Origin of the sequence: Ruegeria sp. HKCCE3926 (assembly GCF_017872515.1) — a bacterium.
GTDB lineage: Bacteria > Pseudomonadota > Alphaproteobacteria > Rhodobacterales > Rhodobacteraceae > Ruegeria.
In genome coordinates this window covers 156,708-176,895 of record NZ_JAEDOU010000004.1, presented here as the reverse complement: position 1 = coordinate 176,895, position 20,188 = coordinate 156,708, and the positions used below count along the sequence as shown (strand labels likewise).

Here is a 20,188-nt window from a genome sequence, read left to right as displayed (position 1 = left end):
GGACATGCGCGGACCAAAAGAAAACCGGCCCTGAAACGGGCCGGTCTGTTATTCGGACTTCAGAGCTGTTTTACGCCAGCGAGCTGTCAATGCCCTTGCATGCGTCGATCAGACCCTTCACGGCGTTCACCGAGTTGTCGAACCCTGCCTGCTCGTCTTCGTTCAGCTTGATGTCAACGATACGCTCGACGCCGCCTGCGCCGATCACGGTCGGAACACCGACATAGAGCCCGTCTACACCCAGTTCGCCGTTGCAGTAGGCCGCGCATGGCAGAACGCGCTTCTGGTCTTTCAGATAGGCTTCGGCCATTTCGATCGCCGACGTTGCAGGCGCGTAGTAGGCCGAACCGGTTTTCAGCAGGCCAACGATTTCGGCGCCGCCGTCACGGGTGCGCTGCACGATGGCGTCCAGTTTCTCTTGCGTGGTCCAGCCCATCTCGACCAGATCAGGCAGCGGAATACCGGCAACGGTCGAGTAACGGACCGAAGGCACCATGGTATCGCCGTGGCCGCCCAAAACGAAGGCGGTGACGTCGCGCATCGAGACGTTGAACTCTTCCGACAGGAAATGTGCAAAGCGTGCCGAGTCAAGCACCCCTGCCATGCCGCAGACCTTGTTGTGCGGCAGGCCCGAGAATTCGCGCAAAGCCCAGACCATCGCGTCCAGCGGGTTGGTGATGCAGATCACGAACGCATCGGGTGCGTGGGCTGCGATGCCTTCACCGACCGACTTCATGACTTTCAGGTTGATGCCCAGCAGATCATCGCGGCTCATGCCCGGTTTGCGGGCCACGCCTGCGGTCACGATGCACACATCCGCGCCAGCGATATCGGCATAGTCGCTGGTGCCTTTCATCGAGGCGTCGAACCCTTCCGAAGGGCCGGATTCAGCGATGTCGAGCGCCTTGCCCTGAGGCAGCCCGTCTGCGATGTCAAACAGGACAACGTCACCCAGTTCTTTGACAGCTGCGAGATGTGCGAGCGTGCCACCGATGTTCCCCGCGCCGATCAGCGCAATCTTGGGTCTGGCCATTTGGAATTTCTCCATATCCGGTCGGTATTGAAATCGCGGTCGTGCTAGTCGTTAAAACGTCAATAGGCAAGAGTTCTGCGACGTGGCATACAACCGCATACTGTTTGCAGGCCCCGCTTTGATTGCGCTAAACGGCCTTTGAGACAAGCCAAAACCGGGACTGTCACATGTTCGAATTGAACTTGATGTTTTTTGCCGTGGCGATCCCTGCCGTGATCTTTGCCGGTATTTCAAAGGGCGGTTTCGGTTCCGGCGTGGCATTTGCCTCGTCGTCGATTCTGGCCTTGATCCTGACGCCCGGGCAGGCTTTGGCCTTGATGCTGCCAATCTTGATGGTGATCGACGTGGCCACGTTGGGTCCCTATTGGAGGCGGTGGAGCTGGCCGGATTCCCGTCTGCTGATCCTTGGCGCGCTGCCCGGTGTGGCGGTGGGTGCGTGGCTTTACCGTGCAACGGATGATGATCTGTTGCGTCTGCTGATCGGTGGCATCTCGGTCGGGTTCGTAATCTGGCACATCGCGCAGTCGAAAGGGTGGGTGCGCGGGTTTGCCAGGCGATTGCCGCCGTCTTCCGGTTTGTTTGCCGGGCTGGTCGCGGGTTTCACAAGTTTCGTCAGCCATGCCGGCGGTCCTCCGGCAGCGGTCTATCTTTTGTCGCAACGCCTGACGAAAACCGAATTTCAAGCCAGTACGGTACTGGTTTTCTGGGTGATCAATATCGCGAAATTCATACCCTATGCGTATCTGGGTATGTTCACATGGCAGACGTTATGGGCGGATTTGCTGCTGACACCCTTTGCGATCCTGGGGGCATGGCTGGGCGTCCGGGCACATTTCATGTTGTCCGAACGCCTGTTCTTCGGGCTTGCCTATGTGCTGTTGACGCTCACCGGCAGCAAGCTGATCTGGGACGCGCTTACCTGATCAGGCATTGAGTGGCAGCGCCTCGACCACCTCTTCAAAAGCCTGACCCGAAGCCACAAGGCAGGTGATCCCGTTTGGCAAAGTCACCGTGATCGTCCAACTGCCGGTTTCGTCCGAGGCAAAAAGCTCCATGACGGCGCCTTTTCGGGCCAGTCCCAAACCCCTGCGCGTTTCACCATAGGCCTCGTGCAACCGTTCCAGCACAGCCTCTCTGGGCGCACAGTTTTGACCCTGAGCGTGCACATGTTGCGCGGCCAGGACCATGATCCCAAGCCCCATCGTCATCTTGAACACCGTCTTTTGCATGCCGCACCCTTTTTGATTCCAACTGCCGATCAGGGTGCGTGGCAAGGGACGAAATCCGGTTAAGGGAACGCACGTTGCGCAGGGTTTGCTGCGGTGCGGCGATTTTGTGCTTGAACTTTCCTGCAAAAAATGCCCCATTCCGCGCAACTTTATTTCAATGGGAGTGGTCCATGGATCCTCGTCTGCGCCCCTATCGTTCGGTTCTCTACATTCCTGGTTCGAGGGACCGGGCCCTGGACAAGGCCCGATCTTTGCCTGTGGATGCGATCATCTTCGACCTGGAAGATGCAGTTGCAGCGGACGAAAAAGAAAACGCTCGCGAAACGCTGAAAGGGGCCTTGGCCGCTGGGGGCTATGGTGCGCGGGTCAAGATCGTCCGGATCAATGGGCTGGACACCGAATGGGGGCGTGCCGATGCCGAGGCGGTGCGCGACATGGATGCCGATGTAGTCCTGTTGCCCAAGGTGAATTCGGCGGCTGACGTGGATGCTCTGGCGGCGATCACCGGAGAATTGCCGATTTGGGCCATGATGGAAACGCCGCGCGGAATGCTGAACGCTGCCGAGATCGCCGCGCATCCGCTGATGGCCGGATTCGTGATGGGCACAAACGATCTGGCCAAAGAGCTGCAAACCCGCTTTCGCCCCGATCGCCTGCCGATGATGACTTCGCTGGGTCTGTGCCTGTTGGCCGCCAAGGCCGAAGGGCTGATCATCATTGATGGCGTTTACAACGCTTTCAAGGATGCCGAGGGTCTGGCCGCCGAGTGTGCGCAGGGCCGCGACATGGGCTTTGATGGCAAAACACTGATCCATCCGGCCCAGGTCAATGTGGCCAACACGGCCTTCGCACCATCGGATGACGAGATCGATCTGGCCCGCCGCCAAATTTCGGCATTCGAAGAGACCGAAGCGCAAGGGCAGGGTGTTGCCGTCGTGGATGGCAAGATCGTTGAAAACCTGCACGTTGCAACGGCCCGTGAAATTCTGGCAAAAGCAGAGGCGATTTCAGCTTTGCAAGCGGGGTAAGCCAGCATGGGCTTTGTTCTTCTGATCTTGGGCGTGGCACTGTGGTGGGCCGCGCATCTGTTCAAACGTGTGGCGCCTGAACGCCGTGCCGCGATGGGCGACGGGGGCAAGGGTGCAGTAGCCCTGGCGCTGGTAGCGTCGATCCTGCTGATGGTGTTCGGCTATCGCATGACCGACTTCATTTATGTCTGGGCGCCGCCGACCTTCCTGATTCACGTCAATAATCTGTTGGTTCTGATCGCGATCTTCATGATGAGCCCCGCGGACACCAAAGGCCGGGTGCTGAACAAGTTTCGCCATCCGATGCTGGGTGGTTTCAAGCTGTGGGCCTTTGCGCATTTGCTGGTGAACGGAGATCTGGCCTCGATCATCCTGTTCGGCGGTCTTCTGGCATGGGCCGTGGTCGAAGTTGTTGTGATCAACAAGACCGAACCCGACTGGACGCCCAGTGAGCCGGGAACCTATGGCAAGGATGCCATGTTCTTTGTGGCGTCGATCGTGCTGCTGGGGATTATCGGATATATCCACGGCCTGGTCGGTCCGTCTCCGTTTGGCTCATGAGGACCTGACCCCATGGCGAAACTCTATCGTTTGTTGACCGAAGAAGACACGTCAGCCTTCTGCCACAAAGTGTCAGATGCGCTGGCGAAGGGATGGGAGCTGTACGGCGACCCGTCCTATGCCTTTGACTCAGCTAACAATGTAATGCGGTGTGCGCAGGCTGTGACCAAAGAGGTCGACGCCGACTATTCCCCCGACATGAAACTGGGACAGCAGTAATGGTAAAAACAAATCCGGGCCGATTCTTCGAGGATTATTCTGTGGGGCAGGTGTTGCATCACGCCGTGCCGCGCACAGTGACCGAGGGCGAACGCGGTTTGTATCACGCGCTTTATCCCGCGCGTCACGCGCTGTATTCTTCGGACGAATTTGCCCGGGATTGCGGTTTGCCGGAAAGTCCGCTTGATGATCTGGCGGCGTTTCATCTGGTGTTCGGCAAAACGGTTCCGGATGTCTCGTTGAACGCGGTTGCCAATCTTGGCTATGGCGAAGGCCGCTGGCTGAAACCCGTCTATGCCGGTGATACCCTGCGATCTGTGTCCGAGGTGATTGGCGTCAAACAGAATTCCAACGGGAAAACAGGTGTCGTCTGGGTCCGCACCCGTGGATTGAACCAATTGGACGAAGTCGTCATCGAATATGTCCGTTGGGTGATGGTGCGCAAGGCAGACGTGAATGCGCCAGCGCCCGAAACGGTTGTTCCCGAATTGAAGAAGGCCTTGACGCCCCAGGATCTGATCGTGCCCGAAGGTCTGGATTTCTCGAATTACGATTTCGCTTTGGCCGGTGAAGCGCATCGATGGGGCGACTATGAAATCGGAGAGAAAATCGACCACGTGGACGGCGTCACCGTGGAAGAGGCCGAACACATGCTGGCCACGCGATTGTGGCAGAACACCGCCAAGGTGCATTTCGATCTGACGTTCCGCCCGGAAGGCAGGTTGATCTATGGCGGGCACGTGATCTCGATGGCGCGGACATTGTCGTTCAATGGGCTTGCGAACGCGCAGATGATTGTCGGCCTGAATGGCGGCGCGCATGCCAACCCATGTTTCGCGGGCGACACGATCAAGGCCTGGTCCGAAGTTCTGGATAAGGCGGAAACCGGTGTTCCCGGCGTGGGTGCGATCCGCCTGCGTCTGGTGGCGACAAAGGGTGGTGATCCGTTCGTGTTGAAGAATGACGAGGGCCGGTATTTGCCGGATGTGCTTCTGGATCTCGATTATTGGGCGCTCATGCCGCAATAGGCCTGCTGACGGTAATGTGAGCCATTTGCGTGCAAGCCGTGTTAGGCTTGCACCATGCATATTCTGCGCGCGATATTGACCAGCGTTTGTCTGGCGCCGACGGCTCAGGCCTGCGATCTGGCGCTGGCCTTGGCGGTTGATGTTTCCGGCTCGGTCGACGCCAGCGAGTTTCGTATCCAGATGGACGGGTTGGCCGCTGGTCTGCGCGACCCGATCGTGTCCGAGGCATTGGTTCGTGGTCAGGCTCAGTTGATGCTGGTGCAATGGACCGGGTCGTCGCGCCAGCAGGTCACAATCCCCTGGACTCGAGTCGACAGTTTCGCGGCGCTGGATCGTTTCGCCGATCAGGTTGCCGAAGATCCACGCATCTGGCGGAACTTCTCGACCGCGATTGGCGAGGCGCTGCACACGACGCTGGACGCGTTTGAGTCCGTATCCGATTGCAAACGGAGACTGATCGATCTGTCTGGGGACGGCGTATCCAATGAAGGCGTCGAACCGACGCAAGTTCACGCGGCTTTGCGGGACCGAGGCATTGTCGTCAATGCGTTGGCCATTGAAGAAAGTGAACCGGACCTGACGGCCTATTTCTTTGAGAATGTCATCGTGGGCGAAGGCGCTTTTGTCGTTTCGGCCTCGGGCTTCGCGGACTACCCGGAACGAATTCGCAAGAAACTGCTGCGCGAAGTGACGCAGCAAACAGCGGGCCTGAAATGACAGTCAGGAGATTCGTGATCACATGCCTTTGATCTTGAAATCGCTAACATTGATGAAGGGGAATGTTAAATGTGATCACGACAATATTTTGTGTGATCACATACCGGAATAATCCGTCAAATTGCGCTGAATTTAGTGGTTTTTGCACCCGCAGCACGTGACAGTGTCGCAAAAAACAGTAAAACGTTCGGTAGCCAACCGAAAAGGAGCCGCCATGGCCGATGTAAATCGGGGCAACCGCCCACTTTCGCCGCACCTGTCGATCTATCGTCCACAGCTGACGTCGGTCACATCCATCCTGACACGCATCACCGGAAACGCGCTACTGCTGGCGGCGCTGCTGATCGTCTGGTGGTTTCTGGCCGCAGCAACGTCGCCCGAGGCCTTCGCCGTTGCGAACGGAGTGATTACTTCGGTGCTTGGCGATCTGGTGATGGCTCTGTCCGTATGGGGTCTTTGGTATCACACGCTGGCCGGTGTACGGCACCTGATCTGGGACAATGCGATTGGGCTGGACCTTCCCACAGCGACAAAGCTGGGCTGGGCCGTTGTCATCGGATCGGTCGTGCTGACCCTTCTGACCCTTGTCATCGTCGCGTGATTGGAGGCCTGACATGCGTTATCTGACCGACCGCAAACGCGCCGCTGGCCTTGGCTCGGCGAAATCCGGCACCGCCCATTTCTGGGCGATGAAAGTCAGCTCGGTGGCTCTGCTGATCCTTGTGCCTTTGTTTGTTTTCACCTTCGGCCCGGTTCTGGGTCAGCCGTTTGACGTGGTACTTGAATACTATTCGCGGCCCTTCCCTGCCATCGTGGCAGCACTGACGCTGGCAGTTGGCTTCAAACACTTCGCAGACGGTGCGCAGGTGATGCTTGAGGACTATGTTCACGGCACGCTTGAAAAGGTCCTGATCATTCTGGTGACCTGCCTGTCCTACGGTGCGGCTGCGACCGGCATCTTCGCCATCGCGCGCATTGCCCTCTAATTCCCGGAGCTGAAAGAAATGGCTGCATACGAATACGAAACGCATGAATATGACGTGGTCGTTGTTGGCGCCGGTGGGGCCGGTCTGCGGGCGACATTGGGTATGGCGGAACAAGGCCTGCGTACGGCCTGCGTGACCAAGGTTTTCCCAACCCGTTCTCATACCGTGGCCGCGCAGGGTGGCATTGCCGCGTCGTTGTCGAATATGGGCCCCGACCATTGGCAATGGCACATGTACGATACCGTCAAGGGCTCGGACTGGTTGGGCGATACCGACGCGATGGAGTACCTTGCCCGCGAGGCGCCAAAGGCGGTCTACGAGCTGGAGCACTATGGCGTTCCGTTCAGCCGTACGGAAGAGGGCAAGATCTATCAGCGCCCCTTCGGTGGACACACCACTGAATTCGGAGAAGGTCCTGCGGTACAACGCACCTGTGCAGCCGCCGACCGGACCGGCCACGCGATTCTGCATACATTGTATGGGCAGTCGTTGAAGAACAACGCCGAGTTCTACATCGAATATTTCGCCATTGACCTGGTCATGTCCGAAGACGGTCAATGTCAGGGTGTCGTCTGCTGGAAGCTGGACGATGGCACCATGCATGTCTTCAACGCCAAGATGGTGGTATTGGCGACCGGCGGCTATGGCCGTGCCTATTTCAGCGCCACCTCGGCCCATACCTGCACCGGCGATGGCGGCGGCATGGTGGCCCGTGCCGGGCTGGCCTTGCAGGATATGGAATTCGTTCAGTTCCACCCTACCGGCATCTACGGTTCGGGCTGTCTGATCACCGAAGGCGCGCGCGGCGAAGGCGGGTACCTGACAAACTCGGAAGGTGAACGGTTCATGGAGCGCTATGCGCCCCAGTACAAGGACCTCGCACCACGCGATTACGTTTCGCGCTCGATGACCATGGAAATCCGCGAGGGACGTGGCGTAGGGGCCGAAGGGGATCACATTCACCTGAACCTCAGCCACTTGCCTGCCGAAGCTCTGGCGGAGCGCCTGCCCGGTATCTCGGAAAGCGCCAAGATTTTTGCGGGTGTGGATGTCACGAAGGAACCGATCCCGGTTCTGCCCACCGTGCATTACAACATGGGCGGTATCCCCACCAACTATTGGGGTGAGGTTCTGAACCCAACTGCCGAGGATCCGACTGCGGTCGTTCCCGGTTTGATGGCCGTTGGCGAAGCCGGTTGTGCCTCGGTCCACGGTGCGAACCGGCTGGGGTCGAACTCGCTGATTGACCTTGTGGTCTTTGGCCGGGCGGCAGCGATCCGGGCTGGCAAGGTTGTCGACGCCGAATCCCCCAACCCGGTTCTGAACCAGGCGTCGGTCGACAAGGCGTTTGACCGTTTTGATGCGGTGCGTAACGCCAGCGGTTCAATCCCAACCGCCGATCTTCGGCTTGAGATGCAAAAGACCATGCAGGCGGATGCGGCCGTGTTCCGAACCGCCAAGACCATGGCCGAAGGCGTCGAGAAGATGACGGCGATTGCCGCAAAGATGGACGACCTGAAGGTCACAGACCGTTCGTTGGTCTGGAACAGCGATCTGATGGAAACCCTTGAACTGACCAACCTGATGCCAAACGCGCTTGCCACCATCGTCGGCGCCGAGGCCCGCAAGGAATCCCGAGGGGCCCACGCGCATGAAGACTTCAGCGAGCGTGATGACGAAAACTGGCGTGTTCACACGGTCAGCCGGGTCGAGGGCAACAAGGTTGAGCTCAGCTATCGTCCGGTCATCGTTGATCCGCTGACGACCGAGGACCAAGGCGGTATCAGCTTGCAGAAAATCGCGCCCAAAGCGCGGACGTTCTAAGGGCTGGTCAGGAACAGGGGCGAGATGGCAGAGTTTTCTTCGACCGATTATTGGCAACGCCGATATGAGCGCGGCAAGACCTCGGGAGCGGGGTCTTACGGGCGTCTTGCTGTCTACAAAGCGAATTTCATCAACACGATGGTCGAGATGGAAGGCGTGGACTCGGTTGTAGAATTGGGATCGGGCGACGGAAATCAGGCGCAATTGTTTGATATCCCGAATTATACCGGTCTAGATGTCTCGGACCTCTGCGTTCGGCGCTGCAACGAAGTTTTTCGATCCCGCCCCAATTGGGTGTTCAAAAACGCCGATTCCGAGGTTGAGCCGCATGACGTTTCTCTTTCGCTGGATGTCATTTATCATCTGACCGAGGACAGCGTTTTCGAAAACTACATGCGGCGGTTGTTCGGACTGGCAAAGCGTTTTGTCGTTATCTATTCGTCTGATTTTGACCAGAACCCTTCCAACCAGCATGTGCGCCATCGCCCGTATTCCCTGTGGGTTGAAGAATTCATGCCCGGCTGGCAGCTCTATTGTGAAGAAGAGAACCCGTTTGCCGTCAAAGGGCATGCGCATGCCTCAAAGAACAGCTTTGCCGCGTTCAAAGTGTTCGAGCGGAGTTGAACGTGTGACTGGCGCAAGCACCATATCACCCCGGGAAGCCAAACAAGCCGCTTTTGATCATGTCACATGCCGGAGGGGCGTTCAAAAAAGCGCAAGTCATGGTGAAATCCCAGGCGTGCCAAGGCGTATGCTTTGCTGGTGCCCGCAATGACGGTCGAGAAACTCAAATCCGGGCAAAGCGATCCCAAGATCATCCTGATCGGCTTGAACCGCTGTGCGACGACCTCGTTTCACAAGCTGTTTCAGAACAGCGGGATTCCTTCGGTGCATTGGGAAGATGAACAGGGTCTAAACCTTGCACATCGGATGGTAACCAATATTGCCATGGGGCGCAGACCGCTGGATGGGTTTGGTGCCGTCCGGGCCTTCACCGATATCGCCTTTGTCAATTCGCGCTTCATGCTGGACGGCGCGCGTTTCTTTCGAGAGCTGCACGCGGCTTACCCCGACGCCTTTTTCTTGCTGAACACGCGCAATCGCGATGACTGGATCGCATCACGTGCCAACCATTCCGGCGGTAGGTACCTAGAGCGATGCTGCAAGGCCAATGGACAGACGGCCGACGAGGTAAAACGGGGCTGGGCGCATATGTATGACGTGCACCATTCCGAGGTCGAAGCTTTCTTTGACGACAACCCGCGCTTTCTGCGCTTTGATATCGACCGGGACGATCCGCAAAGCCTTGCGGATTGGCTTTCGCCGGATTTCGACGTGAACATCGCCCATTGGGGGCATTATAACCGAGGGGCGTCTGAATGCGCCCGGACAGGCTGAAAGGCGGCCTTGTGCTGAATGGAGAATTGACATGGTTCAACTGACCCTGCCCAAGAATTCCCGGATTACCACCGGCAAGACCTGGCCAAAGCCGGACGGCGCCACGAACGTGCGCAAGTTCCAAATCTATCGTTGGAACCCCGATGACGGGCAGAACCCGCGTGTCGACACCTATTTCGTTGATATGGATACGTGCGGTCCGATGGTACTGGACGCGCTGATCAAGATCAAAAACGAGATCGATCCGACGTTGACGTTCCGCCGGTCTTGCCGCGAAGGCATCTGTGGATCTTGCGCGATGAACATCGACGGGATCAACACGCTGGCCTGTATCTATGGCATGGATGAGATCAAGGGCGATGTGAAAATCTATCCGCTGCCGCATATGCCGGTGGTCAAGGACCTGATCCCTGATCTGACTCATTTCTATGCCCAGCATGCGTCCATCATGCCGTGGCTGGAAACCAAGACCAATCGCCCTGCGAAGGAATGGAAACAATCCATCGAAGATCGCAAGAAGCTGGATGGTCTTTATGAATGCGTGATGTGCGCCAGCTGCTCGACCTCATGCCCCAGCTACTGGTGGAATGGTGATCGCTATCTTGGCCCCGCTGCCTTGCTGCATGCCTATCGCTGGATCATCGACAGCCGGGATGAAGCCACTGGTGAGCGTCTGGATGAACTGGAAGATCCGTTCAAGCTCTACCGCTGTCACACCATCATGAACTGCGCCAAGACCTGTCCGAAAGGTCTGAACCCGGCCAAGGCGATTGCCGAGATCAAGAAGATGATGGTCGAGCGCGCGGTCTAAACACAGGCCCGATTTGCGGTTTTCGCATGTCCATCTTGCAAAAATAGGCGATGCAGCCCCGGCTGCATTGCCTTATTTTTTTGGCAGGGAGGAGTGATGAGCTTTAGTCAGGATCACTCCAATGAGCAAAGACACATCCAAACGGAAAAGCGCCGCCCAAGACGCGCTGGAACTGCTTGAACAGGCATGGGCCTATTACACGCCCGAACCTGCGAAGGCTGACAAGGAACCAGAGCTTTTCGAATACGCAAACGCAGCCTGATACAGGCTGCAAGGCTTGCAAACTGACGGTTTATCGGCAAAGCAGAGGGATGCCTGTTCTTCTGCTTCTTCTGGCGGCCGGCGTGTTTGCCTATTTCCTCTGGCGCTCGCGCCATTCCGGGCTGACACGTGATTGCAGGTGGCGGCAGGACAAGAGCCACGGCATCTGGCGGTGCAGCTTCTGCGGTGCCGAAATCACTGCACTGGACCAACCTTTGCAGTGTTTGAAGGCGCGTGACCCCTGAAAGATAGGGCTTTCCGAGAATTGAATAATGCGCCACTCTGCCCGGCATGACCGTTTCAGAAAACACTCTCCACCTGCCTGAAGATGCCGAAGCCCGTCGCGCGGTTTCCCCTGTCATCTGTTACCCGAACGAGGCATTGCCGCGACCGGATGTGACTTGGATGAAGTCCCTTCGCGAACGCGCAAGCAAAACGGGCGAAGTGCTGGTGCCGCCACGTGATGCACGTTGTTTTGAAGTGCCTGCCGGCCATTTCTTTCGCATCACTTCCGTCGAGGGGTCGCAGGTTGGCGATCTGAACCTCTGGAACCGAAACGACCTGTCGGAACGCTTCTATTCCGGAAAAACCCGGGCGCTGCATGGCACGCATCTGACCACCGGAGAGCGGATGTGGTCCAGTTTTCCTCATCTGCGCCCGATGGCCACGATTATTGCGGATACGCTGGAGTGGTACGGGATCGATTCCTATGGGGGGTCGGTTCATGACGTCATCGGCACGCGATGCGATCCGTATACGGGCAACCTTTTGTCCGGTACGCAATACCATCATTGTTGCCACTCCAACCTGACCCGCGCGCTTGCGGATCACCTCAATATTCCGCTGACCGAAGCCGAACCCGCGGTGCACGACGTACTGAACGTCTTCATGTGTACCGGTTTCACCCGCGACACGGGTCAGTACTTCATGAAAGCCTCACCCGTGCGGCCCGGGGATTTTCTGGAATTCTTTGCCGAGATTGATTTGCTGGGCAACCTCAGCGCCTGTCCGGGCGGGGATTGTTCCTCGGAACATTCCTCGGAAACGGCTGCATGCTACCCCTTGCTGGTCGAGGTATTCGCTCCTGCCAGTGGTGATTTGAAGGGGTGGGACAGCCCTGCGAGCAATGGTTATGATCGCTCGCACGGGCGTTAGCAAAGGCAGGCACCCGTTTCCTCGTGCCTGCCCACCATCAGCTGTTGGGGAACGCAGCCTGAAGCGCGATTTCCACCATTTCACCAAAGCTGCTTTCACGTTCTGACGATGGCAGGGCCTCTCCGGTCAACAGGTGGTCGGAAACAGTGAGAACGGCCAAGGCGCGGCATTTGTGGCGCGCCGCCAGGATATAGAGTTCGGCCGCTTCCATCTCGACCCCCAGAATGCCGTGACGCACCATCTGTTCATTGAGATCTGGACGTTCGTCATAAAAGACATCTGACGAGTAAATTCCACCAACATGGGTCGGCGTTCCCTTGGCGGCAGCCGCTGTGGCGGCAGCTTGCAGAAGCCCCCAATCGGCGCAGGGCGCAAAGTTGAGCTCTTTCATGATGCCGCGCGACGGCGTGCTCAGCGTGGTTGATGTCATGGCCAGAATAACGTCACGAATTTTGACGCTGTCCTGCATCCCCCCGCAGGATCCGATGCGGATCAGGGTTTTCGCATCGTAATCGCGGATCAACTCGTTTACATAAATGGAAAGGGACGGCATTCCCATGCCGCTTCCCTGAATTGTTACGGGGTTTCCCTTCCAGTTTCCGGTAAAGCCAAGCATTCCCCGAACGTTATTGACCTGTTTGACATCATCCAAAAACGTCTCGGCCGCCCATTTCGCCCGGTAGGGATCACCGGGCAATAGAACGGTTTCAGCTATTTCGCCTTTTTCGGCGCCAATATGAATTGTCATTTTCCAAATCGCTCAGATTAGATTTCCAGATCAGAAATATCCGCGCCTGCCGTCAGCGCGTCATGCACCCATTGAGGTTTGCGGCCGCGACCGGTCCAGGTTTGATCGGGATTCTCCGGATTACGGTATTTAGCCTTTGTTTTTGTTGGCTTAACACTGCGCGACGTTTCTTCGGACAGTTCAGACAAAGAGAAGCCGAATTCTGCCGCAGCCTTTTCTGCAGCTTTCAAAGCCTCCTGACGTTCGCGTTTTTCTGCCCTGACCAAAGCTTTTTCAATGTCATTGCGCAAAGCCAAAAGGTCTTTGCGCGACATATTCTCAAGATTGATCCCCATCATTCTTCTCCATCAGATAATAACTACGGTGCACATGAGCGCGCACCGTAATTCCAATTATCAGCGTATTCCATCCCGAATTTTTCAGAGACGGAAACAGGAGAAAAAGTGCCTTGCAGCTAATTTACTCTGCGGCGAGGTTCCGAGGATCCGCCAGAGTAACAATATCGCCCATTATCGAATTGAGTTCGAAGTTTTTCGGGGTGTAGACCTTGGCCACACCCATGGTTTTCAGTTTTTCGGCATCTTCGTCCGGAATAATGCCGCCCACCACTACTGGGATATGAGATAACCCTGCCTGCCGCAGACGTTCCATGACGTCTTTGACCAGTGGAAGGTGGCTGCCGGACAGGATCGACAGTCCAATGACATGCGCGTCATCTTCGCGGGCGGCCGCAACGATTTCTTCGGGTGTCAGGCGAATGCCCTCATAGCTGATGTCCATACCGCAATCGCGGGCACGGAAGGCGATCTGTTCGGCACCGTTGGAATGGCCGTCCAGCCCGGGTTTGCCTACAAGGAACTTCAGACGCCGGCCCAGCTTGTCGCTGACGGCATCAACGGCGGCACGCAGGTCGTCCAGCCCTTCGGTCTTGTTCGAAACAGACCCCGAAACACCAGTTGGGCCGCGATAGGTTCCATAGACTTTGCGCATTTCTTCGGCCCATTCGCCCGTTGTCGCGCCGGCCTTTGCGGCGGCAACGGACGGTTCCATGATGTTTGCCCCGGTCTGTGCCGCTTCACGCAGCGCGGCCAGGGCAGCGGTTACGGCCGCTTCGTCCCGTTCTGCGCGCCACGTGTTCAGGCGGTCGATCTGTTCTTGTTCCACGGCAGGATCAACAACCATGATGCCACCGTCTTCGGTTTGCAGGGGTGATGCCTCGCCTTCGATCCATTTGTTCACACCAACAACAACGGTTTCATTGCGTTCGATCCGGTTCAGGCGTTCAGCGTTGGAATCCACCAGTCGGGACTTCATGTATTCGATCGAAGCGACCGCGCCGCCCATCGAATCCAGGTTGGCCAGTTCGGCCCGCGCGCCTTCTTTCAACTCTTTCACCTTGGCATCGACAGCGGGGTTGCCATCGAACAGGTCATCGTATTCCAGGAGATCGGTTTCGTAGGCCAGGATCTGCTGCATCCGCATCGACCACTGCTGGTCCCACGGGCGCGGCAGACCCAGCGCCTCGTTCCAGGCGGGCAACTGCACCGCTCGGGCGCGGGCATTCTTCGACAGGGTAACGGCCAGCATCTCGATCAGGATGCGATAGACGTTGTTTTCGGGCTGCTGCTCGGTCAGGCCCAGAGAGTTCACCTGCACGCCATAGCGGAATCGACGGAATTTCGGATTTTCAACGCCATAGCGTTGTTGCAGGATCTCATCCCAAAGATCCACGAAGGCGCGCATTTTGCACATTTCGGTGACAAAGCGGATGCCAGCATTCACAAAAAAGGAAATCCGGCCGCATAGCGCCGGGAAATCCTCGGCAGGTACACGTGGGCGCAATTCGTCCAGCACGGCGATGGCAGTGGCTAGGGCATAGGCCAGTTCCTGCTCTGGGGTCGCACCTGCCTCTTGCAGGTGATACGAGCACACGTTCATCGGGTTCCATTTCGGAACATTGGTATAGCAATACTCGGCCACGTCCGCGATCATCTTGAGCGACGGCTTGGGCGGGCAAACATAAGTGCCGCGGCTCAGGTATTCCTTGATCAGGTCGTTTTGAACTGTGCCCTGTAGTTTGGATACATCCGCGCCTTGCTCTTCCGCGACGGCGATATAAAGCGCCAAAAGCCATGGCGCAGTGGCGTTGATCGTCATCGATGTGTTCATCTGCTCAAGCGGAATCTGGTCAAACAGAACCCGCATGTCGCCCAGATGACAGACCGGCACACCGACCTTGCCGACTTCACCGCGGGCCAAGGTGTGGTCGCTGTCATAGCCTGTTTGCGTGGGCAGATCGAAGGCCACGGACAGACCGGTTTGGCCTTTCGCAAGATTCCCCCGATAAAGCGCGTTCGAGGCTTTGGCCGTGGAATGACCGGCATAGGTTCGGATGAGCCAGGGGCGATCTTTCTGCGTCTGCGTCATAGCGGGGCCTCGCCTTTCAGTGGGCAATAAAATTACGTCTTAAGGTTCTAAAGCGCAATTTTCGGGACATGTCAATTCGCTGCGTTGCGGCATGTCGCAATTGTTCAGATTGTGGGCGGCTGTGATTGGTGGCAATCTGCCGCCATGACGCAAACCGTGGAACTTCCGCTTTGGCTTTTCGTGCTGATCGTGGTCTTTGCCATGGTCACTTTCGCATCGCATTTCCTGTTTCCATCCGTCCGCTGGTTTTTCCGTCGCAGACTGGAACGCGCGGTGGCGCGCCTGAACCAGCGCCTTCAACGCCCGATCCAGCCCTTCAAGCTGGCGCGTCGGCACGACATGATCCAGCGCTTGATTTATGATCCGCAGGTCGGCCAGGCGGTTCAGCAACATGCCCGTGAAACCGGCATGCCCGAGGCCGTCGCCTCGGAGCAGGCACGTCGTTATGCCCGAGAGATCGTTCCGTCCTTTTCCGCCTTCGCCTATTTCAGCTTTGCGATCCGGTTGGCCCGCTTGCTGAGCAACACATTCTACGAGGTGCGGCTTAGCTATCAGGACGAAGAATCCGTCAGGAGCATTGACCCCGAAGCTACCGTTGTCTTTGTCATGAACCACCGGAGCAACATGGATTACGTTTTGGTCACGTATCTTGCAGCCCGACATTCTGCACTGTCTTATGCTGTCGGAGAGTGGGCCCGGGTCTGGCCGCTCAGCCGATTGATCCGGGCGATGGGGGCGTATTTTATCCGGCGCAAGTCCGGCAGCGAACTCTATCGTCAGGTTCTATCCACCTATGTGCGCCACGCAACCGAAGCCGGCGTAACTCAAGCCATGTTTCCAGAAGGCGGGCTGAGCCTGACCGGGGCTATTGCGCGCCCCAAGCTTGGACTGCTCAAATATATTATGGATGGAACGTCGCCACAGGGGCGCGATGTGGTGTTTGTCCCGGTTGCCCTGAATTACGACCGTGTGTTGGAAGACACCATCCTGACCCGCGCAGCACTTGGGACAGAGCGACGGTTTCGCGCACGGATCGGCGTCATCACGCGCTGGATAGTGAAACAGATCTGGCGTCGTTTGATCGGCCGATACAAGCGGTTCGGTCTGGCGTCCGTCCGGTACGGCAGGCCGATCTCTCTCAGGGAATTCCGGGCTGAAGGCAGTGACGACATGATGACGGATTTGGCCCGGGCGCTGATGCAGCGTATCCAGCATGCTATTCCGCTGGTGCCGGCACCAGCGGCCTGTTTGCTGGTGCGCGACAACGGCCCGATGTCCGAAGAAGACGTGCTGTCACAAATCCGACAGATGATGGAGCGCGATGATCCGCAGACCAAGGACAATTCGCAGGCCATATCAAATGCTCTGGATCAACTGGTTGAACGCCGGATTCTGAACCGACAGGGGAATATGCTGTCCGTATCAGGTCAGCGCGGCGATCTTCTGGACTATTACGCCGCATCCGTCCCAACGGATTCAAGTTACCAGGTTTCTGCAGCCGCAAAATAGCTTTCTGCAACCGCTGGGTCATAAAATTACAATATGGCACCAAAAACGGTTGCAATATTACTCATCGACCAATATTCCAGTCTGTGAAGCGCGCGATTCTGCGTCGCGGCAAAGGCACTGAACAGAGGAGGCCGGCATGGCTTTGGACACCGAAAGTGGTATCGCGTCGTACGAGGCACCTGAAAAAGATCTGTATGAAATGGGTGAAATCCCACCCATGGGATATGTCCCAAAGCAAATGTACGCTTGGGCCATTCGCAAAGAACGTCATGGTGAGCCGAACACCGCCATGCGGCAGGAAGTTGTAGATGTTCCAACCTTGGACAGCAACGAAGTGTTGGTTCTGGTTATGGCCGCAGGGGTCAACTATAACGGCGTCTGGGCCGCTCTGGGGCAGCCGATCAGCCCGTTTGACGGTCACAAAGCACCCTACCATATCGCGGGTTCGGATGCGTCGGGCATCGTTTGGGCCGTTGGCGACAAGGTGAAGCGCTGGAAAGTTGGCGATGAGGTTGTGATCCACTGCAACCAGGACGACGGCGATGACGAGGAATGCAACGGCGGTGATCCGATGTATTCGCCCAGCCAGCGGATCTGGGGCTATGAAACGCCGGATGGCTCGTTCAGCCAGTTCACCCGCGTGCAGGCACAGCAGCTTATGCCGCGCCCCAAGCATCTGACATGGGAAGAAGCGGCGTGCTACACCCTGACGCTGGCAACCGCATACCGGATGCTGTTTGGCCACGAGCCACACGATCTCAAACCGGGTCAGAATGTCCTGGTCTGGGGCGCATCCGGGGGTCTGGGGTCCTACGCAATCCAATTGATCAATACCGCAGGCGCAAATGCAATCGGTGTGATTTCAGACGAAAGCAAGCGTGATTTCGTTATGGGGCTGGGCGCCAAAGGTGTTCTGAACCGTCGCGACTTCAACTGCTGGGGTCAATTGCCCACGGTCAACACACCGGAATATGCCGAATGGTTCAAAGAGGCCCGCAAATTCGGCAAGGCGATCTGGGACATAACCGGCAAAGGCAACAATGTTGACATGGTGTTCGAACACCCGGGTGAAAGCACTTTCCCGGTATCGACCTTCGTTGTGAAAAAAGGCGGTATGGTCGTGATTTGCGCCGGAACATCGGGTTTCAACTGTACATTCGATGTGCGCTACATGTGGATGCACCAAAAGCGTTTGCAGGGCTCGCACTTTGCTCATCTGAAGCAGGCGGCAGCCGCGAACAAGCTGATGGTCGAGCGCCGCCTTGACCCCTGCATGTCCGAGGTGTTCACCTGGAATGACTTGCCCGAGGCCCACATGAAAATGCTGCGGAACGAGCACAAGCCGGGCAATATGTCCGTTCTTGTTCAGGCGCCGCGTACTGGTCTGCGTACCCTCGAGGAAGTCCTGGACGCAGGTTGATAACGCGCCAGGGTTGTAGACAAAAAACGCCCGCGAATCACTTTGCTGGTTCGCGGGTCTTTTGTGTTTTTCAGGCCTCTGACAATCTTTCAAATGCTTGCAATTTTGCCCATCGCTATTTTTGGGGAGTAGAAACCGGTGAATAGGCCAAAAAAGATCATACATGTTATGGTTGTGTTAACCCTTCGTTAACTGTTTCAGAGAGACCCTGATGGCGCAAAATGAGTGGATATTGGACGTATTGTCGGACCTCAATGCTTTCGCCGTTGCGAATGGTTTGACCGCGCTTGCAGAGCAGCTTGATGACACAAGACTGATCGCGGCTGCCGAGATTGCGTCCTTGAAGAACGAGGCACGAGCGCCCGCGAATGGCAACGAAGGTCGATTTGGGTCAAATCCTTCAGGATTTGGAAAACACCAACACGCTTGAAGAACTCAGCGCCGTAGCTGAGCGTTTGCGGGACGCGTTGAAGGTCGAGCACCTGACGTATCACTGGGTTGACGGTGCCGGAGATCAATACGGCTACACCACCTATTCAGACGCCTGGGATGAGCGCTACAGGGAAAAAAACTATCACCGTATCGACCCTGTGATCTTGGGGTGTTTCCAGCGGTTTCATCCGGTTGACTGGAAGTCGTTGGATTGGTCCGGCAAGGTGGCAAAGGCTTTCCTTCTGGATGCGCAAAACCATGGCGTTGGAAATCAGGGGTATTCCATCCCAATTCGGGGTCCAAATGGTCAGTTCGCCCTGTTCACGGTCAACCACAGTTGTGATGATCAAACCTGGAAGAACTTTATCTCGACTTACGGGCGAGATTTGATTCTTGTTGCGCATTACATAAATCGCAAGGCGCTGGAGTTTGAAAAAGACAGGCAGCCGGACTGCCCGCGCAGCTTGTCGCCAAGGGAAATCGACGCGATCACACTTTTGGCGTTGGGATACAGCCGCGCCCAAGTGGCCCATTCCCTGACGATTTCCGAGCATACGTTGCGCGTTTACATTGAAAGCGCGCGCTCAAAGCTGGGCGCACATAACACAACCCACGCAATCGCCACGGCACTCAGCCGGGGATTAATAGTGGTTTAAGAGGCGAACGGCCTCCACACGCAAAATTAACCACGACTCTGTACTCCCTTCGTTCCTGCACAGGACGACAAGGGGAACAAGTCATGCTGCGTTATCTATATGCCGATGAGTTACACAGATTTCCGACTCTGGCAGAGGGGATGTTCAAAGATCGTACGGATCAGTTCAAGACCCGGTTGGGGTGGGATGTCCACGTCAACGAGAAGGGCGAAGAACGGGACGAATACGATGATCTCAATCCGCTTTATGTCATCTGGGAAGAGCCGGATGGCAGCCACGGAGGGTCGATGCGTGTATTGCCTACGACCGGTCGGGTGATGATCAATGAGGTTTTTGGTCATCTGAATGGCGGCAAGCCGATTTGCAGCCCCCTGATCTGGGAGGTCACCCGGTTCTGCCTGTCCCGAACAGCCAGCCCGCATACTGCCGGCGCCATCATGTTGAGCGGCGGTGAAATGATGGAAGGTTTCGGCCTGACGCATATTGCCGGTGTATTCGATGCCCGGATGATCAGAATCTATCGCCTGATCGGGTCATCGCCCGAGGTTCTGGGAACCCAGGGCAGCGGGCGCGATCAGATTTCAGTCGGATTGTGGCCCTATTCCGCGGATGACTGCAACCGTGTGGCAGAGCGTGCGGGCATCCCGCGCGACCTGTCTCGGATGTGGTTCAAGGCCGCATTCGGGCCGAAGAGACAGCACCGGTTCGCCCTGTCCGCTTAAGTGTCGGAAAACGCCAATCCACAT

23 protein-coding genes are annotated in these 20,188 nt (G+C 57.0%); 18 read left to right on the top strand and 5 right to left on the bottom strand.

Annotated elements, in window-relative coordinates; genetic code table 11:
* Positions 1-70 precede the first annotated feature (70 nt).
* Positions 71-1,033, bottom strand: coding sequence for a malate dehydrogenase (gene mdh, locus I9184_RS12645; protein ID WP_117870353.1), 963 nt, complete (start codon positions 1,031-1,033; stop codon positions 71-73).
* 167 nt (positions 1,034-1,200) lie between these two features.
* On the opposite strand from mdh, the gene I9184_RS12640 reads away from it, so the two are divergent.
* Positions 1,201-1,956 (top strand): sulfite exporter TauE/SafE family protein, encoded by a 756-nt coding sequence (locus I9184_RS12640; protein WP_209834667.1) that lies wholly within the window; start codon positions 1,201-1,203, stop codon positions 1,954-1,956.
* Here the strand turns inward: I9184_RS12640 and I9184_RS12635 are convergent, their stop codons facing one another.
* A complete protein-coding gene (locus tag I9184_RS12635) occupies positions 1,957-2,262 on the bottom strand; it encodes a hypothetical protein (protein ID WP_209834665.1) in 306 nt (101 codons plus the stop codon).
* 170 nt (positions 2,263-2,432) lie between these two features.
* Here I9184_RS12635 and I9184_RS12630 point away from each other — a divergent pair, with 170 nt between their 5' ends.
* The 13 genes from I9184_RS12630 (at position 2,433) to I9184_RS12570 (ending at position 12,250) form a co-directional block, all read left to right on the top strand.
* A complete protein-coding gene (locus I9184_RS12630; protein ID WP_209834663.1) occupies positions 2,433-3,290 on the top strand; it encodes a CoA ester lyase in 858 nt (285 codons plus the stop codon).
* A gap of 6 nt (positions 3,291-3,296) precedes the next feature.
* Positions 3,297-3,851 (top strand): NnrU family protein, encoded by a 555-nt coding sequence (locus tag I9184_RS12625; RefSeq protein ID WP_209834662.1) that lies wholly within the window; start codon positions 3,297-3,299, stop codon positions 3,849-3,851.
* A gap of 12 nt (positions 3,852-3,863) precedes the next feature.
* The gene (locus I9184_RS12620) at positions 3,864-4,070 is read left to right on the top strand and encodes a DUF1737 domain-containing protein (RefSeq protein ID WP_171634933.1); all 207 of its coding nucleotides are present in this window, start codon (positions 3,864-3,866) and stop codon (positions 4,068-4,070) included.
* Positions 4,070-5,098: a MaoC family dehydratase gene (locus tag I9184_RS12615; protein ID WP_171634931.1), complete on the top strand. Its 1,029-nt coding sequence runs from the start codon at positions 4,070-4,072 to the stop codon at positions 5,096-5,098. Before I9184_RS12620 ends, I9184_RS12615 begins: the two co-directional genes overlap by 1 nt.
* A gap of 54 nt (positions 5,099-5,152) precedes the next feature.
* Positions 5,153-5,815 (top strand): DUF1194 domain-containing protein, encoded by a 663-nt coding sequence (locus I9184_RS12610; protein ID WP_209834660.1) that lies wholly within the window; start codon positions 5,153-5,155, stop codon positions 5,813-5,815.
* 214 nt (positions 5,816-6,029) lie between these two features.
* Positions 6,030-6,416 carry a succinate dehydrogenase, cytochrome b556 subunit gene (gene sdhC, locus I9184_RS12605; protein WP_152456838.1) on the top strand — a complete coding sequence of 129 codons (387 nt, stop codon included), beginning with the start codon at positions 6,030-6,032 and terminating at the stop codon, positions 6,414-6,416.
* Between the two features lie 13 nt (positions 6,417-6,429).
* Positions 6,430-6,801 carry a succinate dehydrogenase, hydrophobic membrane anchor protein gene (sdhD, locus tag I9184_RS12600; RefSeq protein ID WP_209834658.1) on the top strand — a complete coding sequence of 124 codons (372 nt, stop codon included), beginning with the start codon at positions 6,430-6,432 and terminating at the stop codon, positions 6,799-6,801.
* Between the two features lie 18 nt (positions 6,802-6,819).
* Complete coding sequence (sdhA, locus tag I9184_RS12595; RefSeq protein WP_171634928.1) at positions 6,820-8,625, top strand: succinate dehydrogenase flavoprotein subunit; 1,806 nt, start codon at positions 6,820-6,822, stop codon at positions 8,623-8,625.
* Between the two features lie 24 nt (positions 8,626-8,649).
* Complete coding sequence (locus tag I9184_RS12590) at positions 8,650-9,249, top strand: class I SAM-dependent methyltransferase (RefSeq protein WP_171634926.1); 600 nt, start codon at positions 8,650-8,652, stop codon at positions 9,247-9,249.
* A 147-nt stretch (positions 9,250-9,396) separates the two neighbouring features.
* Entirely contained in the window at positions 9,397-10,023 is a 627-nt protein-coding gene (locus I9184_RS12585; protein ID WP_171634924.1) for a sulfotransferase, read from the top strand.
* A 31-nt stretch (positions 10,024-10,054) separates the two neighbouring features.
* Positions 10,055-10,834 carry a succinate dehydrogenase iron-sulfur subunit gene (locus I9184_RS12580; protein ID WP_152456842.1) on the top strand — a complete coding sequence of 260 codons (780 nt, stop codon included), beginning with the start codon at positions 10,055-10,057 and terminating at the stop codon, positions 10,832-10,834.
* A gap of 121 nt (positions 10,835-10,955) precedes the next feature.
* On the top strand, positions 10,956-11,096 hold the full coding sequence (locus tag I9184_RS12575) for a hypothetical protein (protein WP_171634922.1): 141 nt from the start codon (positions 10,956-10,958) through the stop codon (positions 11,094-11,096).
* A gap of 290 nt (positions 11,097-11,386) precedes the next feature.
* Positions 11,387-12,250: a DUF1989 domain-containing protein gene (locus tag I9184_RS12570; RefSeq protein ID WP_209834656.1), complete on the top strand. Its 864-nt coding sequence runs from the start codon at positions 11,387-11,389 to the stop codon at positions 12,248-12,250.
* A gap of 37 nt (positions 12,251-12,287) precedes the next feature.
* Here I9184_RS12570 and deoD read toward each other — a convergent pair whose 3' ends face one another.
* The 3 genes from deoD to I9184_RS12555 form a co-directional block, all read right to left on the bottom strand.
* Positions 12,288-12,998: a purine-nucleoside phosphorylase gene (deoD, locus tag I9184_RS12565; protein ID WP_171119690.1), complete on the bottom strand. Its 711-nt coding sequence runs from the start codon at positions 12,996-12,998 to the stop codon at positions 12,288-12,290.
* Between the two features lie 17 nt (positions 12,999-13,015).
* The gene (locus I9184_RS12560; protein WP_171634916.1) at positions 13,016-13,333 is read right to left on the bottom strand and encodes an H-NS histone family protein; all 318 of its coding nucleotides are present in this window, start codon (positions 13,331-13,333) and stop codon (positions 13,016-13,018) included.
* Between the two features lie 124 nt (positions 13,334-13,457).
* Positions 13,458-15,425, bottom strand: a complete 1,968-nt coding sequence (locus tag I9184_RS12555) for a protein meaA (RefSeq protein ID WP_171634914.1) — start codon at positions 15,423-15,425, stop codon at positions 13,458-13,460.
* A 144-nt stretch (positions 15,426-15,569) separates the two neighbouring features.
* Between I9184_RS12555 and I9184_RS12550 the strand changes: the two genes are divergently transcribed.
* The 4 genes from I9184_RS12550 (at position 15,570) to I9184_RS12535 (ending at position 20,164) form a co-directional block, all read left to right on the top strand.
* Complete coding sequence (locus I9184_RS12550) at positions 15,570-16,934, top strand: 1-acyl-sn-glycerol-3-phosphate acyltransferase (RefSeq protein WP_171634912.1); 1,365 nt, start codon at positions 15,570-15,572, stop codon at positions 16,932-16,934.
* 136 nt (positions 16,935-17,070) lie between these two features.
* Positions 17,071-18,354, top strand: a complete 1,284-nt coding sequence (gene ccrA, locus I9184_RS12545; protein WP_171634911.1) for a crotonyl-CoA carboxylase/reductase — start codon at positions 17,071-17,073, stop codon at positions 18,352-18,354.
* A 368-nt stretch (positions 18,355-18,722) separates the two neighbouring features.
* A complete protein-coding gene (locus I9184_RS12540) occupies positions 18,723-19,442 on the top strand; it encodes a LuxR family transcriptional regulator (RefSeq protein WP_171634910.1) in 720 nt (239 codons plus the stop codon).
* 83 nt (positions 19,443-19,525) lie between these two features.
* Positions 19,526-20,164, top strand: coding sequence for an acyl-homoserine-lactone synthase (locus I9184_RS12535; protein WP_209834654.1), 639 nt, complete (start codon positions 19,526-19,528; stop codon positions 20,162-20,164).
* Positions 20,165-20,188: the final 24 nt, after the last annotated feature.